The 24557-nt window shown below is 65.5% G+C and carries 26 protein-coding genes; 16 read left to right on the top strand and 10 right to left on the bottom strand.

From position 1 onward, the window contains the following. Positions 1 to 155 precede the first annotated feature (155 nt). Together EXE63_RS12040 and EXE63_RS12035 are read right to left on the bottom strand one after the other, a co-directional pair. Complete coding sequence (locus EXE63_RS12040; protein ID WP_168142157.1) at positions 156 to 311, bottom strand: hypothetical protein; 156 nt, start codon at positions 309 to 311, stop codon at positions 156 to 158. A gap of 1245 nt (positions 312 to 1556) precedes the next feature. Further along, positions 1557 to 1868: a putative quinol monooxygenase gene (locus EXE63_RS12035; RefSeq protein ID WP_006247389.1), complete on the bottom strand. Its 312-nt coding sequence runs from the start codon at positions 1866 to 1868 to the stop codon at positions 1557 to 1559. Positions 1869 to 1975: 107 nt separating this feature from the next. Between EXE63_RS12035 and EXE63_RS12030 the strand changes: the two genes are divergently transcribed. The 3 genes from EXE63_RS12030 (at position 1976) to EXE63_RS12020 (ending at position 4388) form a co-directional block, all read left to right on the top strand. Further along, on the top strand, positions 1976 to 2917 hold the full coding sequence (locus EXE63_RS12030; RefSeq protein WP_168142156.1) for a GlxA family transcriptional regulator: 942 nt from the start codon (positions 1976 to 1978) through the stop codon (positions 2915 to 2917). Between the two features lie 548 nt (positions 2918 to 3465). After that, a complete protein-coding gene (locus tag EXE63_RS12025; protein ID WP_168142155.1) occupies positions 3466 to 4164 on the top strand; it encodes a HemK2/MTQ2 family protein methyltransferase in 699 nt (232 codons plus the stop codon). Further along, positions 4161 to 4388 (top strand): CDGSH iron-sulfur domain-containing protein, encoded by a 228-nt coding sequence (locus tag EXE63_RS12020; protein ID WP_168142154.1) that lies wholly within the window; start codon positions 4161 to 4163, stop codon positions 4386 to 4388. Before EXE63_RS12025 ends, EXE63_RS12020 begins: the two co-directional genes overlap by 4 nt. Positions 4389 to 4398: 10 nt before the next feature. Here EXE63_RS12020 and EXE63_RS12015 read toward each other — a convergent pair whose 3' ends face one another. Beyond that, positions 4399 to 5082 carry an ANTAR domain-containing protein gene (locus EXE63_RS12015; protein ID WP_168142153.1) on the bottom strand — a complete coding sequence of 228 codons (684 nt, stop codon included), beginning with the start codon at positions 5080 to 5082 and terminating at the stop codon, positions 4399 to 4401. Positions 5083 to 5266: 184 nt separating this feature from the next. On the opposite strand from EXE63_RS12015, the gene EXE63_RS12010 reads away from it, so the two are divergent. Then, entirely contained in the window at positions 5267 to 5983 is a 717-nt protein-coding gene (locus EXE63_RS12010; protein ID WP_234904462.1) for a GAF and ANTAR domain-containing protein, read from the top strand. 45 nt (positions 5984 to 6028) lie between these two features. Here the strand turns inward: EXE63_RS12010 and EXE63_RS12005 are convergent, their stop codons facing one another. From EXE63_RS12005 to EXE63_RS11980, 6 genes are all read right to left on the bottom strand, one after another. Further along, a complete protein-coding gene (locus EXE63_RS12005; RefSeq protein WP_168142152.1) occupies positions 6029 to 6418 on the bottom strand; it encodes an STAS domain-containing protein in 390 nt (129 codons plus the stop codon). A 134-nt stretch (positions 6419 to 6552) separates the two neighbouring features. Further along, positions 6553 to 7572 (bottom strand): iron-containing redox enzyme family protein, encoded by a 1020-nt coding sequence (locus EXE63_RS12000; RefSeq protein WP_168142151.1) that lies wholly within the window; start codon positions 7570 to 7572, stop codon positions 6553 to 6555. Positions 7573 to 7609: 37 nt separating this feature from the next. After that, positions 7610 to 7903 carry a DUF4235 domain-containing protein gene (locus EXE63_RS11995; protein ID WP_168142150.1) on the bottom strand — a complete coding sequence of 98 codons (294 nt, stop codon included), beginning with the start codon at positions 7901 to 7903 and terminating at the stop codon, positions 7610 to 7612. Continuing rightward, entirely contained in the window at positions 7900 to 8160 is a 261-nt protein-coding gene (locus EXE63_RS11990; RefSeq protein ID WP_168142149.1) for a DUF3618 domain-containing protein, read from the bottom strand. The genes EXE63_RS11995 and EXE63_RS11990 overlap by 4 nt, the downstream gene beginning before the upstream one ends. After that, positions 8147 to 8560: a phage holin family protein gene (locus EXE63_RS11985; protein ID WP_168142148.1), complete on the bottom strand. Its 414-nt coding sequence runs from the start codon at positions 8558 to 8560 to the stop codon at positions 8147 to 8149. Before EXE63_RS11985 ends, EXE63_RS11990 begins: the two co-directional genes overlap by 14 nt. A gap of 138 nt (positions 8561 to 8698) precedes the next feature. After that, complete coding sequence (locus tag EXE63_RS11980; RefSeq protein WP_168142147.1) at positions 8699 to 9127, bottom strand: MarR family winged helix-turn-helix transcriptional regulator; 429 nt, start codon at positions 9125 to 9127, stop codon at positions 8699 to 8701. 28 nt (positions 9128 to 9155) lie between these two features. On the opposite strand from EXE63_RS11980, the gene EXE63_RS11975 reads away from it, so the two are divergent. Continuing rightward, the gene (locus tag EXE63_RS11975) at positions 9156 to 9572 is read left to right on the top strand and encodes a DUF1398 domain-containing protein (protein WP_168142146.1); all 417 of its coding nucleotides are present in this window, start codon (positions 9156 to 9158) and stop codon (positions 9570 to 9572) included. A 3-nt stretch (positions 9573 to 9575) separates the two neighbouring features. Here EXE63_RS11975 and EXE63_RS11970 read toward each other — a convergent pair whose 3' ends face one another. After that, positions 9576 to 10187, bottom strand: a complete 612-nt coding sequence (locus tag EXE63_RS11970; protein ID WP_168142145.1) for a TetR/AcrR family transcriptional regulator — start codon at positions 10185 to 10187, stop codon at positions 9576 to 9578. Between the two features lie 93 nt (positions 10188 to 10280). On the opposite strand from EXE63_RS11970, the gene EXE63_RS11965 reads away from it, so the two are divergent. The 11 genes from EXE63_RS11965 (at position 10281) to ppk2 (ending at position 24537) form a co-directional block, all read left to right on the top strand. Beyond that, positions 10281 to 11339, top strand: a complete 1059-nt coding sequence (locus tag EXE63_RS11965) for a DmpA family aminopeptidase (protein WP_168142144.1) — start codon at positions 10281 to 10283, stop codon at positions 11337 to 11339. Then, complete coding sequence (locus tag EXE63_RS11960; protein ID WP_168142143.1) at positions 11336 to 12739, top strand: APC family permease; 1404 nt, start codon at positions 11336 to 11338, stop codon at positions 12737 to 12739. The genes EXE63_RS11965 and EXE63_RS11960 overlap by 4 nt, the downstream gene beginning before the upstream one ends. A gap of 77 nt (positions 12740 to 12816) precedes the next feature. After that, positions 12817 to 14217, top strand: a complete 1401-nt coding sequence (gene zwf, locus EXE63_RS11955; RefSeq protein WP_234904461.1) for a glucose-6-phosphate dehydrogenase — start codon at positions 12817 to 12819, stop codon at positions 14215 to 14217. Next, positions 14210 to 16030 (top strand): glycoside hydrolase family 15 protein, encoded by a 1821-nt coding sequence (locus EXE63_RS11950; RefSeq protein ID WP_168142142.1) that lies wholly within the window; start codon positions 14210 to 14212, stop codon positions 16028 to 16030. The genes zwf and EXE63_RS11950 overlap by 8 nt, the downstream gene beginning before the upstream one ends. Positions 16031 to 16184: 154 nt before the next feature. After that, positions 16185 to 17777, top strand: a complete 1593-nt coding sequence (locus EXE63_RS11945) for a hypothetical protein (RefSeq protein ID WP_234904566.1) — start codon at positions 16185 to 16187, stop codon at positions 17775 to 17777. A 183-nt stretch (positions 17778 to 17960) separates the two neighbouring features. After that, positions 17961 to 19616 (top strand): ABC transporter substrate-binding protein, encoded by a 1656-nt coding sequence (locus EXE63_RS11940; RefSeq protein ID WP_168142140.1) that lies wholly within the window; start codon positions 17961 to 17963, stop codon positions 19614 to 19616. A gap of 2 nt (positions 19617 to 19618) precedes the next feature. Beyond that, the gene (locus EXE63_RS11935) at positions 19619 to 20656 is read left to right on the top strand and encodes an ABC transporter permease (RefSeq protein WP_168142139.1); all 1038 of its coding nucleotides are present in this window, start codon (positions 19619 to 19621) and stop codon (positions 20654 to 20656) included. 1 nt (position 20657) lies between these two features. Next, the gene (locus EXE63_RS11930) at positions 20658 to 21620 is read left to right on the top strand and encodes an ABC transporter permease (RefSeq protein ID WP_168142138.1); all 963 of its coding nucleotides are present in this window, start codon (positions 20658 to 20660) and stop codon (positions 21618 to 21620) included. Further along, positions 21617 to 22645 carry an ABC transporter ATP-binding protein gene (locus tag EXE63_RS11925; RefSeq protein ID WP_168142137.1) on the top strand — a complete coding sequence of 343 codons (1029 nt, stop codon included), beginning with the start codon at positions 21617 to 21619 and terminating at the stop codon, positions 22643 to 22645. Before EXE63_RS11930 ends, EXE63_RS11925 begins: the two co-directional genes overlap by 4 nt. After that, positions 22642 to 23661, top strand: a complete 1020-nt coding sequence (locus EXE63_RS11920) for an ABC transporter ATP-binding protein (protein ID WP_168142136.1) — start codon at positions 22642 to 22644, stop codon at positions 23659 to 23661. Before EXE63_RS11925 ends, EXE63_RS11920 begins: the two co-directional genes overlap by 4 nt. A gap of 18 nt (positions 23662 to 23679) precedes the next feature. Next, a complete protein-coding gene (gene ppk2 / locus EXE63_RS11915; RefSeq protein WP_168142135.1) occupies positions 23680 to 24537 on the top strand; it encodes a polyphosphate kinase 2 in 858 nt (285 codons plus the stop codon). The last annotated feature ends 20 nt before the right edge of the window (positions 24538 to 24557 follow it).

Raw genomic sequence — 24557 nt, 5'->3', positions numbered from 1 at the left:
GAACAATGGTGCTGCGAATGCACAAATCGGATTTGCTGCTCGCTGCTTTTGCCCCCACATGGTGTCCTCTCCCAACTTCCGTGAATTACCGGAAAAATTGTTGTGATGCGAGTCACATCACCGGTATCTCGAGATGTACCCCGAGGCGAAAAGATTCAATCAGTGCGATGCGAAATTGGGCGAAGAGATAATACTTCGACGTGCTCACTAAAACCATCATCCCAGTTGAAGTGGGTTTTTGTAATTTGTGCCACGGTTAACTTCATGCGAAACTCCGGATTCGCCGCGCGGGCAGGCTGCATATATTCCATCACCGTCAATTTAATGGTGGGCTCCGACTTTTCAATGCGTCAATCGGTCGAATCGACGACAGTCAAGATCGGTTGGCAAATTCAAGATCGAATTTGCCAACCTTCAATATCGGCGCGGATTTTGCTCGTTGTCGTCGACGTGGGTGGCTCTTGGCACTTCGCAACAGGTGGCACTCCTGCCACGTGCTCCGGGCGATTCAGACGGCAAGGAACTGCCGGACGGCTTCTGCTCCCGTGATCTCGATATCGGTGCGCCGGACGGTCAGCCGGGTTGTCGTGCCACGCGCGGGTGGTGGCCTGCCGCCCGCCCAGACCGGCGAACAACAGGTGCAGCGCGGCTTGACCCGCAAGGGACTGAAACGTCTTCGACGACGACGGGACCGGCGAGGAGCAAGGCGCGGTGAGCTAAAGAATGGAGCTTGCTCGGCTTCGACGCCGCCGCGAGCTCCGGTGAAACTCCGGTAAAACGGTCGGTACTGGTCGGTCGTCGTCGGTCACCACCGGATGGCAGCGTCCCCCACGCTCGGCGTTTGCGCAGGTCAGCGGCTCGTTCACCCAGTGGGCGCATCAAGCGATAGACGCAGAGCCGACGTGATTAGGTCGTCGGTTCGATTCCGACAGGCGGCTCCGGCGAACAGCCCCTGACCTGCGCAAACGCAGGGCAGGGGCGGTTCGGTTCTGGTGGTCGCGCGATGCGCTGGCCTCACGGCTCTGCCCGACACCGACGTCGCTCTCCTCTGCGACGGACCCCTCGCCTGCTGAGCGCTCGCGGCCGGCATCCTGTCCGTGTGCCGATAGGCCTCGCTCCGCTCGGCAACGCAGCGTGGCGTTGTGTCGCGACCTGGACGTGCGAGGTGTCAACGGTGCGTCGGCGCAGCGATCGTTGTGTGCGCAGCGAGATGCTCCATGCCGCACGCGCGGCGCGCACGAACGCAACGCCCCGGAACGCCAACGACCCGTCATCGCTGCGACGCGCAACGCGTCTCCCGTCACGGCAACGGATCGCAACCACGACCCGCCCACGGCGCCTCGCGGGACGGAGGGCAAGTTGACACAGTTGCGCTGCCATGGAACCGCGCTGGCTCTCTCGATGACCACCGGTGAAACAGTGCCGCTCCAGGCTTGCGCCTGGTGTTGCCTGGCCTCCTCGTGATCGGCCCGTCGGGGATCGTCAACGTGGTGCGGGTGTCGAGGCGGTCGGGTCCGACGGCTCGGCGGGGCGCGATCGTCTCGTGCGTTGGCGGACTACGGGAGCTTGGACGCGAGGACGTCGGCCGCCAGGATCTCGGGTGCTGCGCCGAGGAGGTGCTGGTTGGCCATCAGGGCTGCGACGATGGCGCCGTTGGCGTGGGCGTCGCGAGCGGCCTCGTCGGGGAATGCATCGAAGATCCAGAAGGTGTCGGCGTGGGTCCTAGCCGCGAACCAGACAATCGTTCCTACTTCTTCGTTGGCTAGTGCGACAGCGCCGGCGAGCAGATCGGCGAGCGCGTCGTGCTGTCCATCGGCCGCGACGATCTTGGCGACGAAGGCATACGGAAGTGATGCGGGTGTGGACATGAGAGGTTCTCCTTGAAGTCGGGGTTCTTCGTGGGGCGAGTTCAGCGTATGACGAGCGAGGGCCGGTGGGGAGTGGCGTATACGACAGTATTGCTATTGTTCGCGCCATGCGTATCGGACTGATCGCGATCGACGGCTGCTTCGGTTCGGCGGTCGCGTCGGTCATCGACATCGTGCGGGTGGCCGACGGAGCCCGCGGCGATGTCGACCCGCGGATCGACCCGATCGAACTCGCCATCCTCGGACCGAAACGGCGAGTGACCACGACGGCATCGATGACCCTGTCGGTGGACCACCCGCTGTCGGAGTCCGGAGAGTTCGACGTGGTCGTCGTCCCTGCGCTTGGAACCCTCACGGCCGCCGCGACCCACGACGCCCTCCAGAGCCGAGATGCACGTTCGGTCATCGCCTCACTCGGGCGCCTCGACGACGCGACCACCCGGATCGCCGCGGCGTGCACCGGCGTGTTCGCCGTCGCCGAGACCGGACGGATGCATCATCGGCGGGCGACGACCAGCTGGTTCCTGGGGCCGGAGTTCCTGAAGCGCTATCCGACCGTCGCCCTCGATCTCGACACCATGGTCGTGGTCGACGGGAACCTCGTCACCGCCGGCGCCGCGTTCGCCCACATCGACCTCGCGCTCTCACTCGTGCGATCGATCAGCCCCGACCTGGCCCAACATGTCGCCAAGCTCCTCATCATCGACGAGCGTCCGTCGCAGGCGGCCTTCGTCGCCTACGAATATCTCCGGCACGAGGACCCGATCGTCGTCGAGTTCGAACGCTTCGTGCGCGCCCGCCTGGACGAACCGTTCAACGTCGCCTTCGTCGCGCAGTCGCTCGGCACCAGCCGGCGCACCCTCGAACGACGAGTCCGTGCGGCGCTCAACCTCACTCCGCTCGGCTTCGTCCAACGGCTTCGCATCGAACGAGCTCGGCACCTCTCAGCAACCACGGACCTCACCTCCGCCGAGATCGCGCTACGGGTCGGCTACGCGAACGCCGAGACTCTGCGCTCCCTCCTGCGCAGGGAGCGACGCCGTTCCTGACCTATCGCCATGCCTGTAGCCGGTGTCCTAGCGCTCGGTTGGAACCACCTCTCAGCACGTCGCGTCGACGCTCCTGCGTCGCCCCTGGACGACCCACTCGACACGCCCGCAGCACAGGCCATGTGACGTGCCCCGGCTTCCCGGACGGTCGGGGTTGGGTGGCTGTGATGTCGCTGCGTTCTCGTCGAGGGGGTCAGCAGACCCGATCAGGGTCGATTGGGATGAGCCGCGAAGGCGGTCAGGTCAGGGCGGCCGAAGCCGGCCGGCGGGGTAGCGTCGGACACGTCGAGGTCTTTCGGATGGATGGCGTAGGAACCTCCATCGTCGGGAGACCTCGACGTCTATCTGCGGACCGACGCGCCCGGCCGACCTACACCCTCATCTGGGAAGAGCCGGGATTACGCGCCCGAGCCGGCCCGCGCACACTGTCCATCTTGCGAGGTCTACGCGGTGCTGTTGTTTGGTCATCGCTGATCCAGGGCATCCAAGCGCGGCAATGGTGGCCCGTTGAACAGTTGCTGGCCCGTTGAACTCCTTGAGAGGCAGATGTGACCACCGCGTATCCATATGAACCCGATTCCCGTCTGCTCGGCGCCGTCACGGACGGGGTCTACGCGCCGCGCGAAGATTCGAAGCTACTCATCGATGTCATGGACACGACTGCGCTGGCGCTCGGCGCCAAGGTCGCCGACCTGTGTACCGGCAGCGGCGTGGTCGCCATCAACGCCGCCGCGCAGGGCGCGGCGCGGGTGGCCGCGTTCGATATCTGCCCCAAGGCCGTGCGCTGTGCCCGGGCCAACGCACAGATGCACGGGGCCGCCGTCGATGTGCACCTCGGATCCTGGGCCCGCGCGGCCGAATTCGGACCGTTTGACCTGGTCGTAAGCAACCCCCCATACGTCCCGCACGATTCCGACGCTGCCTCGCTGCCGCCGAGTCTGGGCCCCGCGCGTGCCTGGGATGCCGGGTCTGACGGACGCTTGATTCTCGACCCGCTCTGCGCAGCAGCGCCTTCCCTGTTGGCCCCCGGCGGCAGCCTGCTGCTGGTGCAATCGGAGTTTGCGGACCCGCGCAAGACGCTGGAATCGCTGTCCGCAGGTGGCCTCGACGCCGATATCGTTGCGTGGGAATGGATTCCGTTCGGCCCGGTGCTGAACTCGCGCGCGCAGTGGCTGGAGGACATCGGACTGCTGCAGCCGGGTCGGCGCGAGGAGGAACTCCTGGTGATCCGAGCTGACAAACCATGACACACCCCGAGCGCCGGACGGTGCGCGTGGTGCGTGGAGGGCCGGTGATGGTGCAGGGCCCGGTGAATATCGAGATGCCCGACGGGACCTGCGTGGAGTCCGATCGCTTCATGGTGGCGATCTGTGCGTGCGGACGCAGCAAGAACTTCCCGTTGTGCGACACCAGCCATCGACGCCAGGCCCGCACCAAGAATGCGGATCGCGTTACGCCGCAATCCGCGTAACCGAGCCGGCTCAGTCGCGGGTGTCGATCACCCGTTGAGCGACCTCGACCAGTTTGGTGTTGCTGTCCTGCGATATCTGGCGGAGCATCTCGAAGGCCTGCACATCGTCCACCTTGTAGCGCTCCATCACGATTCCTTTGGCCTGGCCGATGCGGTCCCGGGTGGACAGCGCGGCTTCAAGCTGCTGACCTTCCTGGCTGGCAAGGATTGCCGCGGCCGCGTGCGCCGCGAGAATGGCACCGATGGTCTCGGCTTCTCCACGCCAGATGTTCGGCTGGAATCCGAACAGGTTCAGCGCGCCCGCGGTGCGGTCGGAGGTATAGAGCTTGAATGACAGGCCGCTGAGGACGCCGATCTGCACGCATGCCGGCGCGTACTGGGGCCAGCGCGTCTCTTCGCGGAAATCATCGGTGCGCACGATCAGGTCGCCCAGGGCCGCCTGCACACAGGGGCCCTCGTCGAACTGCATCTGAAGTCGGTGCAGTTCATTGGTCAAGCTCGCGTCTTTCGGCACCGTCTCGAAGGTGTGTTCCTTGCCGATGAGCAGAACCCCCGCGGTGTCGACTCCAGGGATGAGTTCCAAGGCCGCGGAGGCAACCCCGGCGAGCACCTCGTTGAGGTTGCGTGGGCCGGCGAGGGTGCGAGCCAACTCGGCCATCCTCGCGGCCAGATCCCGCTTCTCCAAGAACGTCATGACGGCATTCTGCTCTACTCTCGAACATCAGTACAAAGAGCCGTGGACGGGCTTGGTTTCGCGCCGGCCGATATCCCCTGAAGAGCCGCCCGGTGTTGCGCTGGGTAGTTCGTTTTCTGGACTGCCGCGTCGTTAGGGTGGTCTTAGTTGCCGAAGCCGTGCGCGCTGCCCACAATGATGAATTGTGACTCTGGTTGACGGTGATCCCACTGGCGAGCGGCGGCGTTTCTACGACGCCATGCAACGCGCCGTCGTTTTTCAGCAGCGGGGCGAGACCGACGTCGAACAGGCCCTACGCGAGCTGAACGAGGTGACGGTGGCGTCGATCCCCGGCGCCCGGTACGCCGGTATCACTCTTGTCGACGAGGACGGCAAGGTCACATCGGTGGGTGCGACGCACGAATTTGCCAGGACGCTCGACGAGCTGCAGAGCACGCTGGGTGAGGGGCCGTGCCTGTCGGCGGCATGGGAGAACCACACCATGTTGATCGACGACCTGGTTGCCGAGCGACGCTGGCCGTCCTACTGCAGGGAGGTCACCGAGCGAACTCCGGTGCGGTCGGTGTTGTCAGTGCAGCTCGACACGCCTTCCGCTGGAATCGCCGCGCTGAACTTCCAGGCTGAAGCCGCCGGATCGTTCGACGAGGATGCCGCCGAACTGGCCCGGGTCTTCGCGGCTCACACGACCCTGGTGTGGAATTCGTTGCACCGGGAGAGACAGTTCCAAACCGCTCTTGGCAGCCGTGACCTGATCGGACAGGCCAAAGGGATGCTGATGGAACGTTTCGACATCGATGGTGTCGCAGCCTTCGACGCACTCCGGCATCTGTCCCAGGACATGAACGTCAAACTGGTCGAGGTGGCGCAGAAGATCGTCTCAGCCGGTCCCGACCGTCCCTAGCGCCGGTAGTGTGCGCCCCTGTCGCGCAGGGGTTATCGATGAGCGTCAGTCGGCAGACAGGGCGGAAAGCGCCTCATCGAGGGTGGGGAAGATGTCGATGATGTCGGCAATCCCGATCAGTCTGAGCGGCCGGCTGGTGGCAGGCCCGTCGGCGACGAGAACAAATCGTGTCGCCGGCGTCAGATCCGAATGCGCTGTCACCAGCACCCCCATCCCGGATGATCCCAAGAAGTCCACATCGCCGAGGTCGACGACCACGGCAGCGGGGGATGTTGCGGCCGTCGCCTTGATCCGGGTCTCGAGGTCCGAGGCGGAGAGCACATCGAGGGTGCCGGAGACTGCCAATACAGTGACCTGGCCGATCGCGCGGTCCTCGATGGTGCAGCCGGCAGCCACCTTGGGGTTACCGACGACCGATTCTGGTTCGCCCGCCATCATCACCTCCGATATCCATGCTCGCCCGACCCCGATAATTGACCGAATACTAGCGGTGGTCGGAGTGTGCGGCGCTACCGGTGGCACTGGAAGGTCATACGACGCAAGCGTATCCAAGCAACGAAGTGGCTGGATCAGTCAAGTGGGCGGCGCAACGAGGAGGTGCCCTCGGACCAGCACCGCATCATGTGGTCTGCGAGCAGATCCTCGACGAGCGCATGCGCCCGAATGCCGAACACCGCGTCGCGATCGAGATGCGGTTCGCGGGCGACCATGTCGCCGACGACATCGGTGCGTACCACCTGCTCGTGCACCGCGTCGGCCTCGACGTGCTCGGCGTAGAAGGCGATGCACGGCAGCGGGGCGTTCATCCGGCGCAATGCATCCACCAGCCGCTGAGAACCCGGTGGTGAGGTGATCTCGGTGGAGGCGAAGTGGCCGACTGCGGCTCCCCGCAGCCGCCGGTGCAGCCCGAACAGCGACATCAGGTTCACCGCCGCCAGCGCCTCGGCGGGGACGCGGTCGATGTAGCCGAGGTAGCGCGAATCCAGGTCGGCGGCATCGAGCAGGTCGGCGAACAGTTGCTGGTGCAGCCGTGCGCCGCGACCGGCGCCGAATTCGTCGAATTCGACCGCGACGAACGCGGCCTTGGCCTGCCCGATCAACCGCGGGATCGCCCACGCGTGCGGATCACCCTCCTTGAGGTGGTACAGCGAGCGGTGCACGAAGTACTCGCGCATCTGTTCCCAGCTGCCCTTGTCGCGCAGGTGATACGACAGGCCTTCACCGTCGGCTGGTTCGATCGAAAGCCGCCGCATCTCGGCGGCCGCGGTCTCGTTGGCGCCGATTTCGCCGACCCGGTTGCGGACTTCGTCGAGGAACGAGGTTTCCAGTCGTCCGCGCAGGTGCAGCAGACCGGCGTTCCACTCCCAGCCCGGGTCAACCTTCTCGAAGCCCCGGTAGTGCAGCTCGTAGCAGATGTACAGCGCCAGTTGAAGATCCAGCCCGAGCGGATCGGCGTCGCTGATGGATGCCTCGACCTGGGTGAGCCGGTTGACGGGCGCGCGTTCGGCGAGCAGCTCGGTCACCGCCAGGGACAGCGGGCCACGGGGGTCGGGCAATCGGGGTTCGACGCTGATGGAGGCAAGAGTCACGCGGTGTCGTATACCCGCACCCACCGAGCGGAAACGTTCATTCGCCGGGCCATTCGCCCGTCCAACGAGCGAATGCCTTTGCGCCTTGCCGGTCGATCACGGTCTTGACGACGGAGAAGATCAGTCCCTGCAGCGCGGCGGCAAGCACTATTTCCCTGAAGGAATAGTCGCGGGCCAGCGGCGTCGGCGGGTCGGAATGTTCGCCGTCGGAGGCATGTTTCCAGATCTGCTTGAAGATCGCACCGGCGACCAGGCCGCCGGCCAGCGAACTGGCAAGCCCGACGGGGCGATACATCAACTTGGCCGTCAGGGTCGGCTTGTAGGTCGTCATCGTGTACCTCCCTGTCGGCGGCGCCAGACGATGACACCCAGCAGCACCACGCCAACGGCCAGTGCCGCGGCTACCGGCGCGGTGAGCGAGCCCTTCTTGTCGGCGACCGCGTCGGTGACCCGCGCCTTGACATCCAGCTTGTCGGTCAAGGCCGCGACCGTCTCACCGACTTCCTGTCGGGTGCGTTCGATGTCATCGGTGATGTCATCGACACCGGCGCCACGTGCCGGCTGGGGCCGAGGTTCAGGTGCGGCCATGGCGGGCCTCCTTCACGGCGTGGACGTCTTCGGACACGCTGGCGGTCACTTCGTGGGCGGCGGCCGGCGCCTGCTCAACCTGCTTCTTGCCGAGGACGCCGGCGATGCCGGCGGCAGCGAAGAGGACTGCAGCGATGATGGCCGCGGCGGCCCAGACCGGCAGAGCCAGGGACAGCGCGGCGATGGCAGCGGCGACAGCTGCCAACAAACCGGTGTATGCCAGCAGGCCAGCTGTGCTGAACAACCCCGCACCGATGCCGGTTCGTTTGGCAGCAATCCGGAATTCCTGTTGTGCCAGAGCCATTTCGTCGCGCACCAGACGTGAGGTCTGCTCCGTCAGGCGGTTGATGAGCTCCGGTATCGACGCTTGTTCTGGCGGTTTTGTCTCGACATTCGTCATGTGAAAATCCAATCGCTCGTTACTCGGCGGAATACGGTGAGCATTGCCTCGCGATACGGCGACTAAACCTGTCCGGATGCATCCGGTGAGGATCCACCTCGATGACTTCTTGGTGGCAGGGAACCGCGCGGTACGGCTTTACGTCAAAGCCGCGAGGATGTCCCGGATTCCGGCGCGCACCGCGGTGACGGTGTCGTCACCCACCCGAGCGGCGGCGCGCCGGTTGGCGGTCCTGGCGCGCCGGTCCATCGCCGCCAGTGACGCGCGCCCCGTGCTGGTCAGCTCGAGAATCGGTGACGTCCGGTGTTCGGGATTGGTGGTGAAGTCGGCCAATCCTTCGGCGACGAGATCGTTGGCCACCCGCTGCACCGCCTGGCGGGTGACGCCCAGTCGGCGTGCGGCGGCGGGCACGGGCAGGCCCTCTCCGGACACCGCGCTCAACAGCTGCCATCGCGCCTGCGTCTGACCTTCCATGGTGGCCAATGACTCTCCGGATTGCCGCAATGCACCGGCGAGTTGGTAGACGTCTGCCACCAGGAGCGCGAACCCATCACCACTTGACAACATGTTGTCATCCTAGCCTAGGATGGTGGTCATGACGATGGCACTCGAGAACCTGCGACGCGCGTTCCAGGCGGCGACGGACGTGCGACCGGAAATCGGGGGATTCCCTTATCTGGCCGAGACTTTGCGTCGCGCCGGGGTTCGCCGCAACGAATGGCTGCTGCCGTCATTGCAGCGGATCTATCACACCGATGCGGGAGCGGTTGTCGAGCAGGGCACCCCGCTGCTGCACGGACTCGCCGAGATCCCATCGTTCGACTCCGGTGCGCTGATTCGCGCGTTGCGGGCCGACCAGGAGGGGCGGGCGTCCTTCGAGCAGTTCGTCGCGTCGGCATGGGCGGCCGGTGTGGTGCGTTGGGCGGTCGATCTGGATGCCCGAACCTGCACGTACCACGGCAGCTCCGGTGAGACCTATGTGGAGAACTACCCCGCCGTCAGCATCGGGTAGCGATCACTGCGTGTCGGGCAGGGTGGCTCCGGTGGCCAACCTGGCGTACTCGCGCATCAGGTGCAACGCCGTCGGGCGATCCAATGCCGGGTCGCGGGCCACGATGCGATAGCCGAGATAGTCCTCCATCGACATCAAGGTCATGGCGATATCGCGGGCGGGGGAGTTCAGCCGGAATGCGCCGCCCTCCGCGCCGTTGGTGAGCAGCTCACGGTAGAGATCGACCTGGCGGTGATAGATGGCCTGTACGTCGCGGCGCTGATCGAGTTCGAATCCGGCCGCCAGCACCGCACGCCAGATCGCGCGCCATTCGGCGTCCTCGGGACCGGACGGGAGGCCGGCCGCCATGGTCAATGCCAGCTGGGTGGCCGGGTCATCGGTCTGGGCGCCGATCTGCAGGCGCTCGTCGTAGAAGCGGACATCGGATCGAAGGGCGAGCTCTGATAGCAGTTCGGTCATGTCCTTGAAGTAATACCGCAGCGCATTGGTGGTGAGGCCGATCTCGGCGGCCACGTCGGCGAGCTTGAGCGAGGCCAGGTCGTGGCGCTCGATGACGGCGATGGCGGCATCCAGGATCTCGCCACGTCGCTCTTCTTGCCGGTTCGGTCGCGCCATCGTCCTATTTTGCCGTTCCTGTTGCGCGGGGGCGCAGGCGGGCGCATAGTTCTTTTCCAAATAGGAAAATAACTCCTGAACGAAAAGAAACCAATGCGTGCCAGAGATCTCGGCGTGGTCATCGGGAAACACCCCACTGGACCCCACAACGCCATCACCGACGTGCCAGGTGTGCGCGTCGGTCACACCACGCTGCAGGGCGGCGGCGTCAACACCGGCGTGACCGTCGTCGTCCCGCACGACGACATCTGGACCGAGCCCCTTTTCGCCGGGTCGCACGTCCTCAACGGCAGCGGTGAGCTGACCGGGCTGGAGTGGATCCGCGAATCCGGAGAGCTCACCACCGCGATCGGACTGACCAACACCCACAGTGTCGGCGTGGTACGCGACAGCCTGGTGGCCGAGCAGGTGCGCGTGCGCGGTGACGGGATCTACTGGTCGTTGCCGGTGGTGGGGGAGACCTACGACGGATTCCTGAACGACATCAACGGTTTTCACGTCCGCCCCGAACACGTCCGCGCGGCACTGGAATCTGCCACCGACGGACCCGTCGCCGAGGGCAATGTCGGTGGCGGCACCGGGATGATCTGCCACCAGTTCAAGGGCGGCATCGGCACCGCCTCGCGGGCGCACGATTACACCGTCGGTGTGCTGGTACAGGCCAATCACGGTCGCCGCGAACGGCTTCGGATCAACGGAACATCGGTCACCCAGCCGAGTGTCCCGCTGCCGGCCTACCCGCCCGGGTATGCGCCGGGTTCGGGGTCGATCATCGTCATCGTCGCCACCGATGCGCCGCTGCTGCCGCACCAGTGCCGGCGACTGGCCCAGCGCGCGGCGCTGGCCGTCGGCCGACTCGGTGGCACCGGTGAACAGTACAGCGGTGACCTGATGCTCGCGTTCACCACCGGCAACCGCGGCATCCCGTCCTACGGGGAGAACGGGGATGTCACCGGGATCCCGGCGGAGATCCCGGTGCGCATGGTGGGCCCACATCTGATGGACCTGCTGTTCGACCTCACCATCGAGGCCACCGAAGAGGCCATCGTCAACGCCATGGTGGCCGCCGAAACGGTCACCGGCCACCGGGGATACACCGTGCACGCCATCGACCACGACCTGCTCACGTCGGCTCTTCAGGAGAACTCATGACCACCACCGAAAGTAAGCGCCTGTCCGGGCATCTCGGCCCCGTCGGCATCGTCTTCATGGTCGTCGCGGCGGCGGCCCCGCTGACCGTCATCGGCGGGAACATGCCGCTGGCGATGGGCCTGGGCAACGGTGCGGGTGCCCCGGTCGGCTTTCTGATCGCCTCGCTGGTGCTGCTGGTCTTCAGCGTCGGGTTCGTGACCATGACACCGCACGTTCCCGAGGCCGGCGCCTTTTTCTCCTACGTCTCGGTCGGTCTCGGTGAGCGGATGGGCAAGGGGATCGCCGTGGTGGCGCTGATCGCCTACACCGCGATCCAGGTCGGCATCTACGGCTACATCGGCTGGGCCATCAGCGACACGGTCGCCTTCTACGACGGTCCGGTCATCCCGTGGCCGGTCTACTCCTTCGCCATTCTCGCGATCGTCGCGGTGCTGGGCTACCGGCACATCGGACTGAGCGCCAAGGTGCTCGGCGTGGCCCTGGCCCTGGAGATCGGCATCGTGGTGATCCTCGATCTGGCGATCTTCGCCGACCCCGGCCCGGCCGGCATCACCGTCGCCTCATTCACCCCGGATGTGTTCGGCCAGGGTGCCATCGGCATCGCCATCCTTTTCGCGCTCACCGGGTTCATCGGATTCGAGGCGACCGCGGTCTTCCGGGACGAGGCCCGTGACCCCGAACGGACGATCCCGCGCGCCACCTACGCCGCGGTCATCCTCATCGGCGCCTTCTACACGCTGACCGTGTGGGCCTTCGTGGTGGCGATCGGACCCGACCTGGTGGTGGCCACCGCCCAGCAGACCCTCGACGGAGAGGGCAACATGCTGCTCGACACCACCGACGCCGTGCTCGGCCGCATCGGCCGCGATATCGTCAACATCCTGCTGCTGACCAGCCTTTTCGCCTGTGTGCTGTCCTTCCACAATGTGATCGCGCGCTACCAGTTCGTACTGTCGCGCAAGGGTCTGCTACCGGCCCGCCTCGGTGCGGTGCACGACAGCCATGAGTCGCCGGCGTTCTCATCGGTGGTGCAGACCGTGACGGCGGCCGTCATCGTCGGAATCCTGGCCATCCTCGGAATCGATCCGCTGGTGGGGGTTTTCGGCTCCATGGCGGGTGTCGCCACCGTCGGCATGGTGCTGCTGATGCTGACCACGTCGGTGGCGGTGTTGGTCTTTTTTCTCAAGAACCGCGATCTCGGCGGCGGCGTGTGGAACAGCCGGATCGCTCCCGTGCTGGCCGTGCTGGGTCTGCTCGCCAGCCTGTGGCTGGTGCTGTCCAATTTCACCCTCGTCACCGGCGGCAGTGCCACGCTCAGCACCGTCCTGGCTGCGGTGCCGTTCGTCGGTCTGGTGATCGGCGCGTTGTTGTGGAAGCCGGCCGGCGCCACCTCGACTTGATCGATCGTGTTTGCCGAGGATGCGGCGATCGTGACCCGGGTGTTTAGCGAAGGGCATCCACCGGGCATTAACCCCCGGTGCCCCGACCCGAACTGAGCCCACATGTCTTCGTGGTGTTCGGCGCCACCGGCGATCTGGCCCGGCGAAAGCTGTTTCCCGGTCTGTACCGACTCGCGGCGACCCAGCGGCTGCCCACCGACTACGCCGCGATCGGATCGGGCCGGCATTCACCGGGCAGTGATGACGAGTTCCGCGACGACATCCGCACCGCACTGCGCGGTTCGGTCGACGGGCTGGACGAAGAAGTTCTCTCGGATTTATTATCCCGCATCACTTTTCAGACTTCTGACGCCGATGACGGCGCCGACCTGGCTTCGGCGGTACGCGAGGCACGGGAAAAGCTTGGCAACGATGCGCGGGTGGTGATCTATCTGTCGGTGCCGCCCGAGGCCATGCAGTCCATGATCGACATGCTCGGCCGTGAGGGGTTGGCGGAGGACGCTCGCATCGTGATCGAGAAGCCCTTCGGCACCGACCTGGCATCCTCGCGTGATCTGGATGCGGCGCTCAAGCAGATCGCCGACGAGGACCGGGTGTATCGCATCGACCACTTCCTGGCAAAGGAAGCGGTGCAGAACATCCTGGCGCTGCGCTTCGCCAACGGTCTGATCGAGTCCGCCTGGGACCGCGAGCATCTGGAGTCGGTGCAGATCGACGTTCCAGAGGAACTCAGCATCGAGGGCCGCGGCAGCTTCTATGAATCGACCGGCTGCTTCCGCGACATGATCACCACCCACCTGTGTCAGGTGCTCGGTTTCGTCGCGATGGAGCCACCGACACACATCGACGCGGTGTCGCTGCGCGATGCGAAAGCCGCGGTGTTCGAGGCGTTGCGCCCCTTCGATCCCGACCGGGTGGTGTTCGGTCAGTACGACGGGTACCGCGACGAGGACGATGTCGCCGACGATTCGGCGGTTGAGACGTTCGTGGCATTGGAGGCGTTCGTCGACGCCCCACGCTGGCAGGACGTTCCGTTCTATCTGCGGACCGGCAAGACGTTGGGTGACACCCGACGCACCGTCACGCTGACGTTCCGGGCGCCGAGCGCGGGTCCGTTCCGTGGCGACGGGCACGGTCCGAACAGGCTTGTTCTGGAGCTGACGGACGAACCGGCGATCGGTGCGCGGCTGCTTGCCAAGCGTCCCGGCCCGGACCTGGAGTTGATGTCGGTCGACCTGAGCTTCGATCTCGGGGACACGGTGTCCGACGAAGCTCCGCTGGAGGCCTATGAGCGGCTGCTGCTCGACGTCATCCGCGGCGACCAGACGTTGTTCACCCGCTCCGACGAGGTGGATCGGCTGTGGCAGGTATGTCGGCCGGTGCTCGACGCGCCGCCGGCCGCACAGACCTATGCGCAAGGGTCCTGGGGCCCGAAAGACGCGCTGGCGCTGACCGACTGGTGGCTGCCCGATGAGTGAGCGCCCACTGGCGATCTCCGAACACGGTTTGATCGGTGATCTGCGTACCTGCGCGCTGGTCGGCACCGACGGGACCATCGACTGGTTCTGCGCACCGAGGTTCGACTCGCCCAGTGTCTTCGGGTCGATCCTGGATCAAGACCGCGGCGGCAGTTGGCGTTTGACACCCACCACCGAGATCAGTCGCACGCAGCAGTTCTACTACCCGGACACCGCGGTGTTGATCACCCGTTTCCTCACCGACGACGGGGTGGCGGAGGTGCACGATTTCATGCCGGTGCTCTCGCCGGACGAACCGGAGCACCGGCAGCGGCTGGTACGGCGGGTCAGCGGGGTGCGAGGCCGTCTGCGGCTGCAGATGCGCCTCGATGCGCGGCCTGATTACGCCCGCCAGTCGTGCACCGCGAAGCGCTCCGGGGAGGGTGCGCTGGTCACCGGTGACGGTGTGCGGCTGGGGTTGTCAGCATCCACGGACTTGACGATCGATGACAGCGGCGAGAACAGCATCGTGACAGCCGATTTCGAGCTCAGCACCGGTGAGACCGCGTTGTTCGTGTTGGAGATGCTCGACGACGGTGATGAGGTCACGGCCGATTCGATGGACCGCACCGATGCCCTGCTCGACGGGACAACGGCATTCTGGCGGGACTGGGTGTCCACCTCGACCTACACCGGACGCTGGCGGGAGACGGTGCACCGCTCGGCCATCACGCTCAAGCTGCTCACCCACGAGCCCAGCGGCGCGATCGTCGCCGCGCCGACCACCAGCCTGCCCGCACCGATCGGCGGCAGTCGCAACTGGGACTACCGCTATGTGTGGATTCGTGACGCAGGGTTCAGCATGTATGCGCTGTTGCGGCTCGGATTTCTCAACGAGGCAAGGGAATTCACGCGATGGCTGTCCGAGCGGATGGGGCAGCGCGATGGTGACGACGACAAGCGGCTGGGGCCGCTGCGGGTGCTCTACGACATCGACGGCAATCTGCCCGAGGAGCAGGAACTCGACCACCTGTCGGGGCATCGAGATTCGCGGCCGGTGCGTATCGGCAACGCGGCCGCCACCCAGCTGCAGCTCGACATCTACGGCGAGATCATCGACTCGGTCTACCTGTTCAACAAGTACGGCCCGGGGATCAGCCACGATGCCTGGATGGATGTCTGCGACATCGTCGACTGGGTCGCCGCGAACTGGGATCGGCCCGATGCGGGTATGTGGGAGGTCCGCGATGAGGACATGCCGTACACGACATCGCGGTTGATGTGCTGGGTGGCCATCGAGCGCGCCATCCGGATCGCCCGGGCGCGCGGGCTGCCCGGCGATCTGGTGGCCTGGGGCACGGCCCGCGACGAAATCTATGACCGGATCATGACCAAATCGTGGAACCCGGAACTGGAGGCGTTCACCCGAGTCGAGGGCGGTACCGACCTCGAAGCGGGGCTGCTGCTGATGCCGATGGTGAAGTTCCTGTCGCCGGCCGATCCGCGGTTCCTGTCGACGCTGCGGGCCATCGAAGAACATCTGGTCACGGACAGTCTGGTATTCCGGTACGAACCGGGGACAGACGGTCTCGACGGTAAGGAGGGCACCTTCTCGATCTGCTCATTCTGGTACGTCGAGGCGCTCACCCGTGCCGGCAGGCTCGACGACGCCCAGTTGGCGCTGGAGAAGATGTTCACCTACGCCAACCACGTCGGGCTCTATGCCGAGCAGGTCTCGGCGACCGGCGACCAGGTCGGGAACTTCCCGCAGGCCTTCACCCACCTGGCCCTGATCAGTGCCGCTCTCAACCTGGACCGGGCGTTGAACGCCTGATACGCAGGCCGATGGCCAAAACGGCCCTGTCGTGGCGCGCGGTCGCTTAGCCTCCACATGACATCGCATGTTGTCAGGGCCTAGGGGGTCGGCGTTGCAGGCTGCAGAGCGCGGGAAAGCCAGATCGTTGCGGTACGTCGTGGCGGCGGTGCTGATGAGTGCGGGACTTGTCGTCGCACCCGTGCACGGCGTGGCATGGGCCGACGACCCCGGGTCGACGTCCTCGACCTCCACCGGCCCGGATGCTGCCGGCAAACCGGATCCGTCCGACGAGCCCAAGGACCGCTCCGAGCCGGACACGCCGGATACCGACACACCCGAAACCGGAGCCGACAAGCCGGGCATATCGCTCACCGAACCGAGGACAGCGCCCAAGCGCGCGGGCTCCGGAGCCACGCTGGACCGTGACCGGCCGCTCACCACCCGCCGGGTCGAACGGTCGGTCCGCACCCCCCGCGCCGTGAGCAGCGGCGCAGCGAGGGCCGTGCTGACCATCGAAGCCCCGACGTTGCAGCCGTCCGAGCCCGCGGTGACCGCCCAGACCGCGGCGCCCACGGTGGTCGGCGCTCTCGCCTCGTCCGCCGTCGAGGTGACCACACCCACGCCGCCGAAGCCGCTGTCTCCGATCGCCAGGGCGCTCGAGCTGCCCGGCCGCGTCATCAACGCCGTGCTGCAGTTCCTCGACTTCACCGCGAGCGCGAACGGCCCCCGCAGTCCGTTCAACATCGCGCCGATCAACGATCTGCTGTTCGCTGCGTTCCGCGAAGTGGAGCGATTGGTCGGGCTGCACCGCACGCCGGCCGTGCAGCCGGTGCTGCCCACCATGACCTACACCGGACCGACCGACCGACCGACCCCGACGGTGGCGCAGTTCCTCAACGCGTCGACGGCCGCGTACGGCTGGGGGACCGCGCCCGGCGGACTGGTGCCGTTGACTGCCAACGGATTCCAGATGCAGTCGACCAACATCTTCTCCGGCATGTCGGGCAAGGCCTGGGTGACCCCGGAGGGGCAGGTCATCATCGCCTACCAGGGCACCACCGGCGGGACGAACCTATTGGTCAACCCGCTGATCACGCTGGCGCAAGTGGCCGCCGATATGCAGGTCATCCTCACCGGCACAACCCCATTGGCCTTCTACGACGCGCTCCGGTTTGCGCGGCGGGTCCAGGAAGAGGCGGCCCTTCAGGGCTACGCGGCCGACGATGTGTTCGTCACCGGTCACTCGCTGGGCGGCTGGGAGGCGCAGTTCGTGGCGCAACGGACCGGCCTGGCCGGGATCGGATTCGAATCACCCGGACTGAACACCAAGGTCGCAGGCAACGGCGCCGACTCGAACTTCGTCAACATCGCCCAGTACGGCAGCCCCGCAGCGTTCATGGCCACCGATCTGCCTGGGTTACAACCGTTCTTCCCCGCGTACGTGCCCGGTGGCGGCGCCAAACCGCACTACGGTCCGATCGTGTTGATCGGCGACCGCGAGGCGATGAATCCGATGGTCAACGCCGCGGCGATGTGGGGCAAGAGCCTGATCGGCAGCCTCGTCTTCGCGGTCGACTTCCTCGGCAACTTCTTTCAGTACCACCTGATGGGGGTGCAGGCGTATCACCTCGATGTCGATCCCGACCCGGGCGTGGTTCCCTGGCTGGGGACGCGGCGGGGCACGGTGCACGTCGGGTACGGCGAGCTGACCATCCAGCAGTTGCTGAAAGCCGCCTCGGACGACGGAATTCTCGTCACGCCCTGACACGCCCGACGCTTGCGGAGGCGTTAATTTCAGGAATGTTTCCTGTCAATTGCCTGAGAGACCAGAAAATTTACGGCCGTTGCGCTGCGTGCTCGCAGTTTTCCGTCCAAGATGGCTACCCGAATCGCCTTAGAGGCGTAAACGTGGACGGGACTCGCCCGAGCCGCGAACCTAGGGAGCCAGATGAGCAAGCTGCGCACAGCCCTGCGCAAGACCACCGTCCTGTCGTGTATCTCCGTCGTCGCCGTGTTCGGTGTCGCCGCATGCGGCACCGACGAAGCATCCGACGCATCGGGCGGGGGCGAAATCAACATCACGATGACGTCGTTCCCGGACTACATCGACCCGCAGCTGTCGTACACCCTCGAAGGGTGGGAAGTGCTCTACAACACCTACACCCCGCTGCTGACCTACAAGCATGCCAAGGGCGAAGAGGGCACCGCGGTGGTGCCCGGCCTGGCCGAGGGCATGCCTGAGATCTCCCCGGACGGGAAGACCTACAAGCTCAAGCTGCGGTCGGACATGAAGTACTCCGACGGCACACCCATCAAGGCCTCGGACTTCACCTACGCGATTCAGCGGCTGTTCAAGGCCGACTCTGGCGGGTCGGTGTTCTACAGCGGCATCGTCGGCGCGCCCGAATACGCCGAGGGGACAGCCGACACCATCTCGGGCATCGTCACCGACGACGCCACCGGTGACATCACCATCACGCTGGACGGTCCGAACGGGACGTTCGAGAACGTACTGGGACTGCCGTTCGCGGCCCCGGTTCCGCCGAGCACCCCGTTGTCCGATGACGCGACCAACAATCCGCCCGCGTCCAGCGGCCCGTTCATGATCACGAGTGTCGAAGCGCCGCAGACCCTGACGATGGAGCGCAACCCGAACTTCCAGAGCGTCCTGGATGCCGGCGCCACCGAGGTCGCCGACGCGAGCGTCGACAAGATCATCGTCACCCAGAACAAGAGCAATACCGCCCAGGTCACCGGCGTCGAGCAGAACACCATCGACTTCATGGTCGACCCACCGGATGCGGACCGCCTGCAGGAGGTGAAAACCCGCTTCGGCGAGCGATTCCGGATGGAAGAGTCGATCAACACCTACTACTTCTGGATGAACAACCAGACCGCACCGTTCAACGATGTGCGGGTACGCCAAGCCGTGAACTACGCCATCGACCCGGAGGCGCTCAACCGGGTGTTCGGCGGCCGGATGCACCCGACGCAGCAGGTCCTGCCGCCCGGCATGCCCGGTTACGAGGAGTACAAGCTCTACCCCGGACCCGATATGAACCGTGCCAAAGCGCTTCTTGCCGAGGCCAACCCGGCCGACCGTGATATCACGGTGTGGACCAACGACGAGCCCGACCGCAAGCGTATCGGCGAGTACTACCACGATGTGCTCAACCAGTTGGGCTTCAACGCGACGCTGAAGGTGATCGCCGGTGACGTCTACTTCACCACGATCGGCAACCAGTCCACCCCGGATCTGGACACCGGTTTCGGCAACTGGTTCCAGGACTTCCCGCACCCGGACGACTTCTTCCGGCCGCTGCTCAACAGCGACGCGATCCTGCCCACCAACGGCAACAACTTCTCCCGAGCGTCCTACCCGGAGCTGGACGCCAAGATGGACGAGCTGTTGACCAAGCAGCTCACCGAGGGCGACACCGAGGCGCAGTACGCGGCGCTGGACAAGGCGTACATGGAGCAGGCGGCCTGGGCGCCCTACGGCAACGAGCAGTTCACCACGTTCGTCTCCGACCGGATCGACTTCGACAAGGCCTACCACCATCTCCTGTTCAACCAGGACTGGTCGGCGCTGGCCCTGAAGTAGGGATGGCCACCCCCACTGACGCCGTCGAAGCGCCCGGGGACCCCGTACTCCCGGCGGGGGTTCCCGCGGCGCAGATCCGGGGCCGAAGCCCCTGGTACCTTGCGTGGCTTCGACTGCGGCGCAACAAAGTCAGCCTCGCCTTCGGCGGCCTGTTCCTCCTGATCGTGCTGTTCTGCCTGGCCGCGCCGCTGTGGGCAGACCAGGTGGCGCACACCGGGCCCAACGAGAACCACATCACCGACACGATGATGATCGACGGGCAGCAGGTCGACATCGTCTCACCCGATGGCACCCCGATCGGGCCGGGCCTGCACGGCCGGTACCTGCTGGGTGCCGACCAGAACGGCCGAGATGTGATGGTGCGCCTGATGTACGGCGGCCGGACGTCCATCTACATCGGTGTGGCGGCCGCGGCCATCACCACGGTGCTGGCCGTTCTGGTCGGACTGCTGTGCGGCTTCTACCGCGGGTGGATCGACGCCGCGCTGTCGCGGGTGATGGACGTGGTGTGGGCCTTTCCGGTACTTCTGCTCGGCATCGCGCTGGGTACCGCGCTTGCCCTGGGCGGGTTGAAGATCGGCCCGCTGCAGGTGGCCGGCGACTCGCTGTGGATTCCGATCATGATCATCGGACTGGTCTACGTGCCCTATATGGCCCGCCCCATCCGCGGCGAGATCCTGGCGCTGCGGGAGAAGGAATTCGTGGAGGCGGCGGTGGCGCAGGGCAAGGGCCCGGTGCGGATCATGGTCAGCGAGTTGCTGCCCAACGTGGTGTCGACCATCATCGTGTTCTTCACCCTCAACATCGCCAACAACATGCTGCTGGAGTCGGCGCTGTCGTTTCTGGGTGCGGGCGTGCGGGCCCCGAACGCCTCGTGGGGCACCATGATCGCCGACGGCTACCAGACCATCTACACCGCTCCGCACCTGACCATCGTGCCGGGACTGATGATCGTGCTGACGGTGTTGTCGCTCAACGTGTTCGGTGATGGCCTGCGCGACGCGCTGGATCCGCGCGCCAAGATCCGGTTGGAGCACTGACATGCTGCGTTTCGTCATCCGACGCCTCGCCGGGATGGTCGGTGTGCTGGCCGCCATCTCGGTGCTGGTGTTCCTGATCTTCAACGTGATTCCCAACTCGGACCCGGCGGCGCGCATCGCGGGTAAGAACGCCGACCCGGAGCTGATCGCCAGGGTCAGTGCCGATCTGGGGCTCGATCAGCCGCTGTATGTGCAGTACCTGACGATGATGAAGCAGATCTTCACCGGTCAGCTGACGTCCTATGCCAGCTCGCAGAACGTCGTCGAGCAGATCTGGAAGGGCCTGCCGGCCACCCTGTCGCTGTGCATCGGCGCCGCCGTGCTGTGGATGGCGCTGGCCATCTGGTTCGGTTATCTCAGCGCCGTGCATGCCGGCAAGTTCACCGACCGTGCGCTGACCATCCTGTCGTTGGTGGGCATCTCGATGCCGGTGTTCTGGCTGGCCGCAATCCTGTTGTACTACTTGAGTTTCAAGGCCGAACTGTTTCCCACCAGTAGTTATGTGCCGCTCACGAAGGATCCGCTGGACTGGGCGTATCACCTGATCCTGCCATGGCTGACGTTGGCGGTGCTCTACGTCGGTTTCTACAGTCGGGTGCTGCGGTCCAACATGCTCGACGTGATGAACGACGACCATGTGCGGACGGCACGGGCCAAGGGCATCAGTGAACGGCAGGTGCGCATCAAACATGTCCTGCGCAACTCGATGATCCCGATCGTCACTCTGTTCGGACTCGACTTCGGGGCCGTCGTGGGGGGCGGGGCGATCCTCACCGAGACGGTGTTCAACCTCAACGGTGTGGGTCTGTATGCGGGACAGGCGATCGGTTCGCTGGACCTGCCGCCGCTGATCGGGGTGACGATGTTCGGCGCGTTCTTCATCGTGCTGTTCAACACCCTGGTCGACGTGGCGTACGCATTCCTGGATCCACGGATCCGGCTCGGAGAGGCAGCACCGGTATGAGCCCCATTCTCGAAGTCGACAACCTGCGGGTCAGTTTCACCACTCAGGACGGGGTGGTGGGCGCCGTCGACGGCGTGTCGTTCGACCTGGCCGCCGGGGAGGTGCTGGCCATCGTCGGCGAGTCGGGGTCCGGCAAGAGCGTGACCGCGCAGACCGTGATCGGTCTGACCCGCGCCCCGAATGCGACCATCGGCGGCGCGGTGCGGTTCGGCGGCAAGGATCTGACGGAGCTCGATGACCGCGGATTGCAAAGTGTCCGAGGCGAACACATCGCCATGGTGTTCCAGGATCCGATGACCTCGCTGAATCCGGTGTACCGGGTGGGTGACCAGATCACCGAGATGATCCGCGCCCATCGGGATGTCTCCCGCGCCGAGGCCCGCGACCGCGCCGTCGAATTGTTGCGCACCGTGGGCATTCCCAATCCCGAACGCCGGGTGCGCGACTATCCGCACGAGTTCTCCGGCGGTATGCGGCAGCGGGTGATGATCGCCATGGCACTGTCCCTGGAACCCGAGGTGCTGATCGCCGATGAGCCCACCACTGCTCTCGACGTGACGATCCAGGCGCAGATCCTGCGCCTGTTGGCCGATCTCAACGAGCAACGCGGTCTCGCGGTGGTACTGATCACCCATGACCTCGGCGTGGTTGCCGAGGTCGCCGACCGGGTGCTGGTCATGTACGCGGGGCAGGTGGTCGAAGATGCCGGCGTCGACGACATCTTCTACGACCCGCAACACCCCTACACCTGGGGGCTTTTCGGGTCGCTGACGCCGCTGGATGCGCCGCAGCATTCCCGGTTGCCGCAGATCGGGGGAGCTCCGCCTTCGCTGTTGTCCCTGCCACCGGGGTGCCGCTTCGCGCCGCGTTGTCCGCATGCGTTCGAGAACTGCACGCAGCCACCACCTTTGGAGGCACGGTCAGCGGTCGGCCACCTGGACCGGTGCTGGCTGGACCCGGTGCAGAAGTCGACACTGCGTGACGTGGACGGCCGGATCGGCCTGCGCAAGCCGGTGAGCTCATGAGCACCGGCGAGCCGCTGCTGGAGGTCACCGACCTGGTCAAGCATTTCCCGATCAAGGCGGGCGCCTTCATCGAACGCGAGGTGGCCCGGGTGCGCGCCGTGGACGGGGTCAGCCTGACCTTGCACGAAGGCGAGACCCTGGGCCTGGTCGGTGAGTCCGGCTGCGGCAAGTCGACGCTGTGCCGGCTGATCCTGCAGCTGATGACGCCCACGTCCGGATCGGTGCGTTTTCAGGGCCAGGAGCTGGTGGGCCGATCCCGCCGGGACCTGCGCCCGATCCGCCGCGACATCCAGATGGTGTTCCAGGATCCCTACGCGTCGCTGAACCCGCGCAAGCGGATCGGGCAGATCGTCGGTGACCCCATCGAGCTGCACGGGCTGGCCAGCGGCGGCGAGGTCAAGCGCCAGGTGCAGGACCTGCTGGACCGGGTGGGCCTGCAGGCCGAGCACTACAACCGCTTCCCGCACGAGTTCTCCGGCGGGCAGCGGCAGCGGATCGGGATCGCCCGGGCGCTCGCGTTGCGGCCCAAACTGATCATCGCCGACGAGCCGGTATCGGCGCTGGACGTCTCGGTGCAGGCCCAGATCATCAACCTGTTCGAAGATCTGCAGCAGGAGTTCGGGTTGTCGTACCTCTTCGTCGCCCACGACCTCGGTGTGGTCCGGCACGTCTCGGACCGGGTGGCGGTGATGTACCTGGGCAAGATCGTCGAAACCGCCGCGGCGAACGAGCTGTACGACAGGCCTTTCCATCCGTACTCGAATGCGCTGCTGTCCGCGGTCCCGATCCCCGATCCGCGGCGCAACGCGGCCCGCGAGCGGGTCATCCTCGAAGGCGATGTGCCCAGCCCGATCGATCCACCGTCGGGGTGCCGCTTTCACACCCGGTGCCGCTGGGCCACCGAGGTCTGTTCGGCCGACGAGCCGGACATGGTCGAGCGGGAGCAGGCGCACCTGGCGGCCTGTCATCACCCGCGCAACCTGGAGGCGGCCACTCACGGGGCCGGAATCGTCTGATCGCACTACCCTTCGAAGATGAGCGAATCGGGACGAGGTAAACCGGCGAAGACGCAGAAGAAGCGCCGCCCGCCCAAGATCTCCAATGAGGTCTACGAGGCCGAGTTGTTTCGCCTCCAGACCGATTTCGTGAAGCTGCAGGAGTGGGTGAAACACACCGGCGCGCGCGTCGTCGTGGTCTTCGAAGGCCGCGACGCGGCCGGCAAGGGCGGCACGATCAAGCGGATCACCGAATATCTGAGCCCACGCATCGCCAGGATCGAGGCGCTGCCCGCGCCCAGCGACCGGGAGCGCGGTCAGTGGTACTACCAGCGCTACATCTCGCAGTTGCCCGCCAAGGGTGAGATCGTGCTGTTCGACAGGTCCTGGTACAACCGCGCCGGGGTGGAGACGGTGATGGGTTTCTGCACCCCCGCCGAGCATGAACTTTTTCTGCGCCAGACACCGGTGTTCGAGCAGATGTTGATCGAGGACGGGATCCTGCTGCGCAAGTACTGGTTCTCGGTGTCCGATGACGAGCAACTGCGGCGTTTCAAGTCCCGCATGAATGATCCTGTGCGGCAATGGAAGTTATCGCCGATGGACATGGAATCGGTGTACCGCTGGGAGGACTACTCGCGCGCCAAGGACCAGATGATGGTGCACACCGACACCCCGCTGAGCCCGTGGTATGTCGTGGAGTCAGACATCAAGAAGCATGCGCGACTGAACATGATGAACCATCTGCTGTCGACCATCGACTACCACGACGTGAAGAAGCCGAAGGTGAAACTTCCCAAGCGCGCGGCGCCCAGCGAGAGCTACCAGCGGCCGCCGCGGGAGCTGTCCACCTACGTCGATGACTACGTGGCGACGCTGATGGGTGATCCCGAGTAGGGCGACCTCGGTGCGGAACG

Origin of the sequence: Mycolicibacterium frederiksbergense, assembly GCF_012223425.1 — a bacterium.
Classification (GTDB): domain Bacteria; phylum Actinomycetota; class Actinomycetes; order Mycobacteriales; family Mycobacteriaceae; genus Mycobacterium; species Mycobacterium frederiksbergense.
Note: the sequence above shows the minus strand (reverse complement) of the source record. Positions and strands in the feature narration are given on the sequence as shown.

Excerpts from the sequence above, each read along its gene's own strand:
- EXE63_RS12035 (WP_006247389.1), bottom strand. The coding sequence starts at position 1,868 with ATGTCCACACCCGCATCACTTCCGTATGCCTTCGTCGCCAAGATCGTC.
- EXE63_RS12040 (WP_168142157.1), bottom strand. The coding sequence starts at position 311 with ATGGAATATATGCAGCCTGCCCGCGCGGCGAATCCGGAGTTTCGCATG.
- EXE63_RS11970 (WP_168142145.1), bottom strand. The coding sequence starts at position 10,187 with ATGGCGCGACCGAACCGGCAAGAAGAGCGACGTGGCGAGATCCTGGAT.
- EXE63_RS11925 (WP_168142137.1), top strand. The coding sequence starts at position 21,617 with ATGAGCCCCATTCTCGAAGTCGACAACCTGCGGGTCAGTTTCACCACT.
- EXE63_RS11975 (WP_168142146.1), top strand. The coding sequence starts at position 9,156 with ATGACGATGGCACTCGAGAACCTGCGACGCGCGTTCCAGGCGGCGACG.
- EXE63_RS11940 (WP_168142140.1), top strand. The coding sequence starts at position 17,961 with ATGAGCAAGCTGCGCACAGCCCTGCGCAAGACCACCGTCCTGTCGTGT.
- EXE63_RS11950 (WP_168142142.1), top strand. The coding sequence starts at position 14,210 with ATGAGTGAGCGCCCACTGGCGATCTCCGAACACGGTTTGATCGGTGAT.
- EXE63_RS12030 (WP_168142156.1), top strand. The coding sequence starts at position 1,976 with ATGCGTATCGGACTGATCGCGATCGACGGCTGCTTCGGTTCGGCGGTC.
- EXE63_RS11930 (WP_168142138.1), top strand. The coding sequence starts at position 20,658 with ATGCTGCGTTTCGTCATCCGACGCCTCGCCGGGATGGTCGGTGTGCTG.
- EXE63_RS11960 (WP_168142143.1), top strand. The coding sequence starts at position 11,336 with ATGACCACCACCGAAAGTAAGCGCCTGTCCGGGCATCTCGGCCCCGTC.
- EXE63_RS11965 (WP_168142144.1), top strand. The coding sequence starts at position 10,281 with ATGCGTGCCAGAGATCTCGGCGTGGTCATCGGGAAACACCCCACTGGA.
- EXE63_RS12015 (WP_168142153.1), bottom strand. The coding sequence starts at position 5,082 with ATGACGTTCTTGGAGAAGCGGGATCTGGCCGCGAGGATGGCCGAGTTG.
- EXE63_RS11990 (WP_168142149.1), bottom strand. The coding sequence starts at position 8,160 with ATGGCCGCACCTGAACCTCGGCCCCAGCCGGCACGTGGCGCCGGTGTC.
- EXE63_RS11935 (WP_168142139.1), top strand. The coding sequence starts at position 19,619 with ATGGCCACCCCCACTGACGCCGTCGAAGCGCCCGGGGACCCCGTACTC.
- EXE63_RS12005 (WP_168142152.1), bottom strand. The coding sequence starts at position 6,418 with ATGGCGGGCGAACCAGAATCGGTCGTCGGTAACCCCAAGGTGGCTGCC.
- EXE63_RS11985 (WP_168142148.1), bottom strand. The coding sequence starts at position 8,560 with ATGACGAATGTCGAGACAAAACCGCCAGAACAAGCGTCGATACCGGAG.
- EXE63_RS11945 (WP_234904566.1), top strand. The coding sequence starts at position 16,185 with ATGAGTGCGGGACTTGTCGTCGCACCCGTGCACGGCGTGGCATGGGCC.
- ppk2 (WP_168142135.1), top strand. The coding sequence starts at position 23,680 with ATGAGCGAATCGGGACGAGGTAAACCGGCGAAGACGCAGAAGAAGCGC.
- EXE63_RS11980 (WP_168142147.1), bottom strand. The coding sequence starts at position 9,127 with ATGTTGTCAAGTGGTGATGGGTTCGCGCTCCTGGTGGCAGACGTCTAC.
- EXE63_RS11995 (WP_168142150.1), bottom strand. The coding sequence starts at position 7,903 with ATGACGACCTACAAGCCGACCCTGACGGCCAAGTTGATGTATCGCCCC.
- EXE63_RS11920 (WP_168142136.1), top strand. The coding sequence starts at position 22,642 with ATGAGCACCGGCGAGCCGCTGCTGGAGGTCACCGACCTGGTCAAGCAT.
- EXE63_RS12020 (WP_168142154.1), top strand. The coding sequence starts at position 4,161 with ATGACACACCCCGAGCGCCGGACGGTGCGCGTGGTGCGTGGAGGGCCG.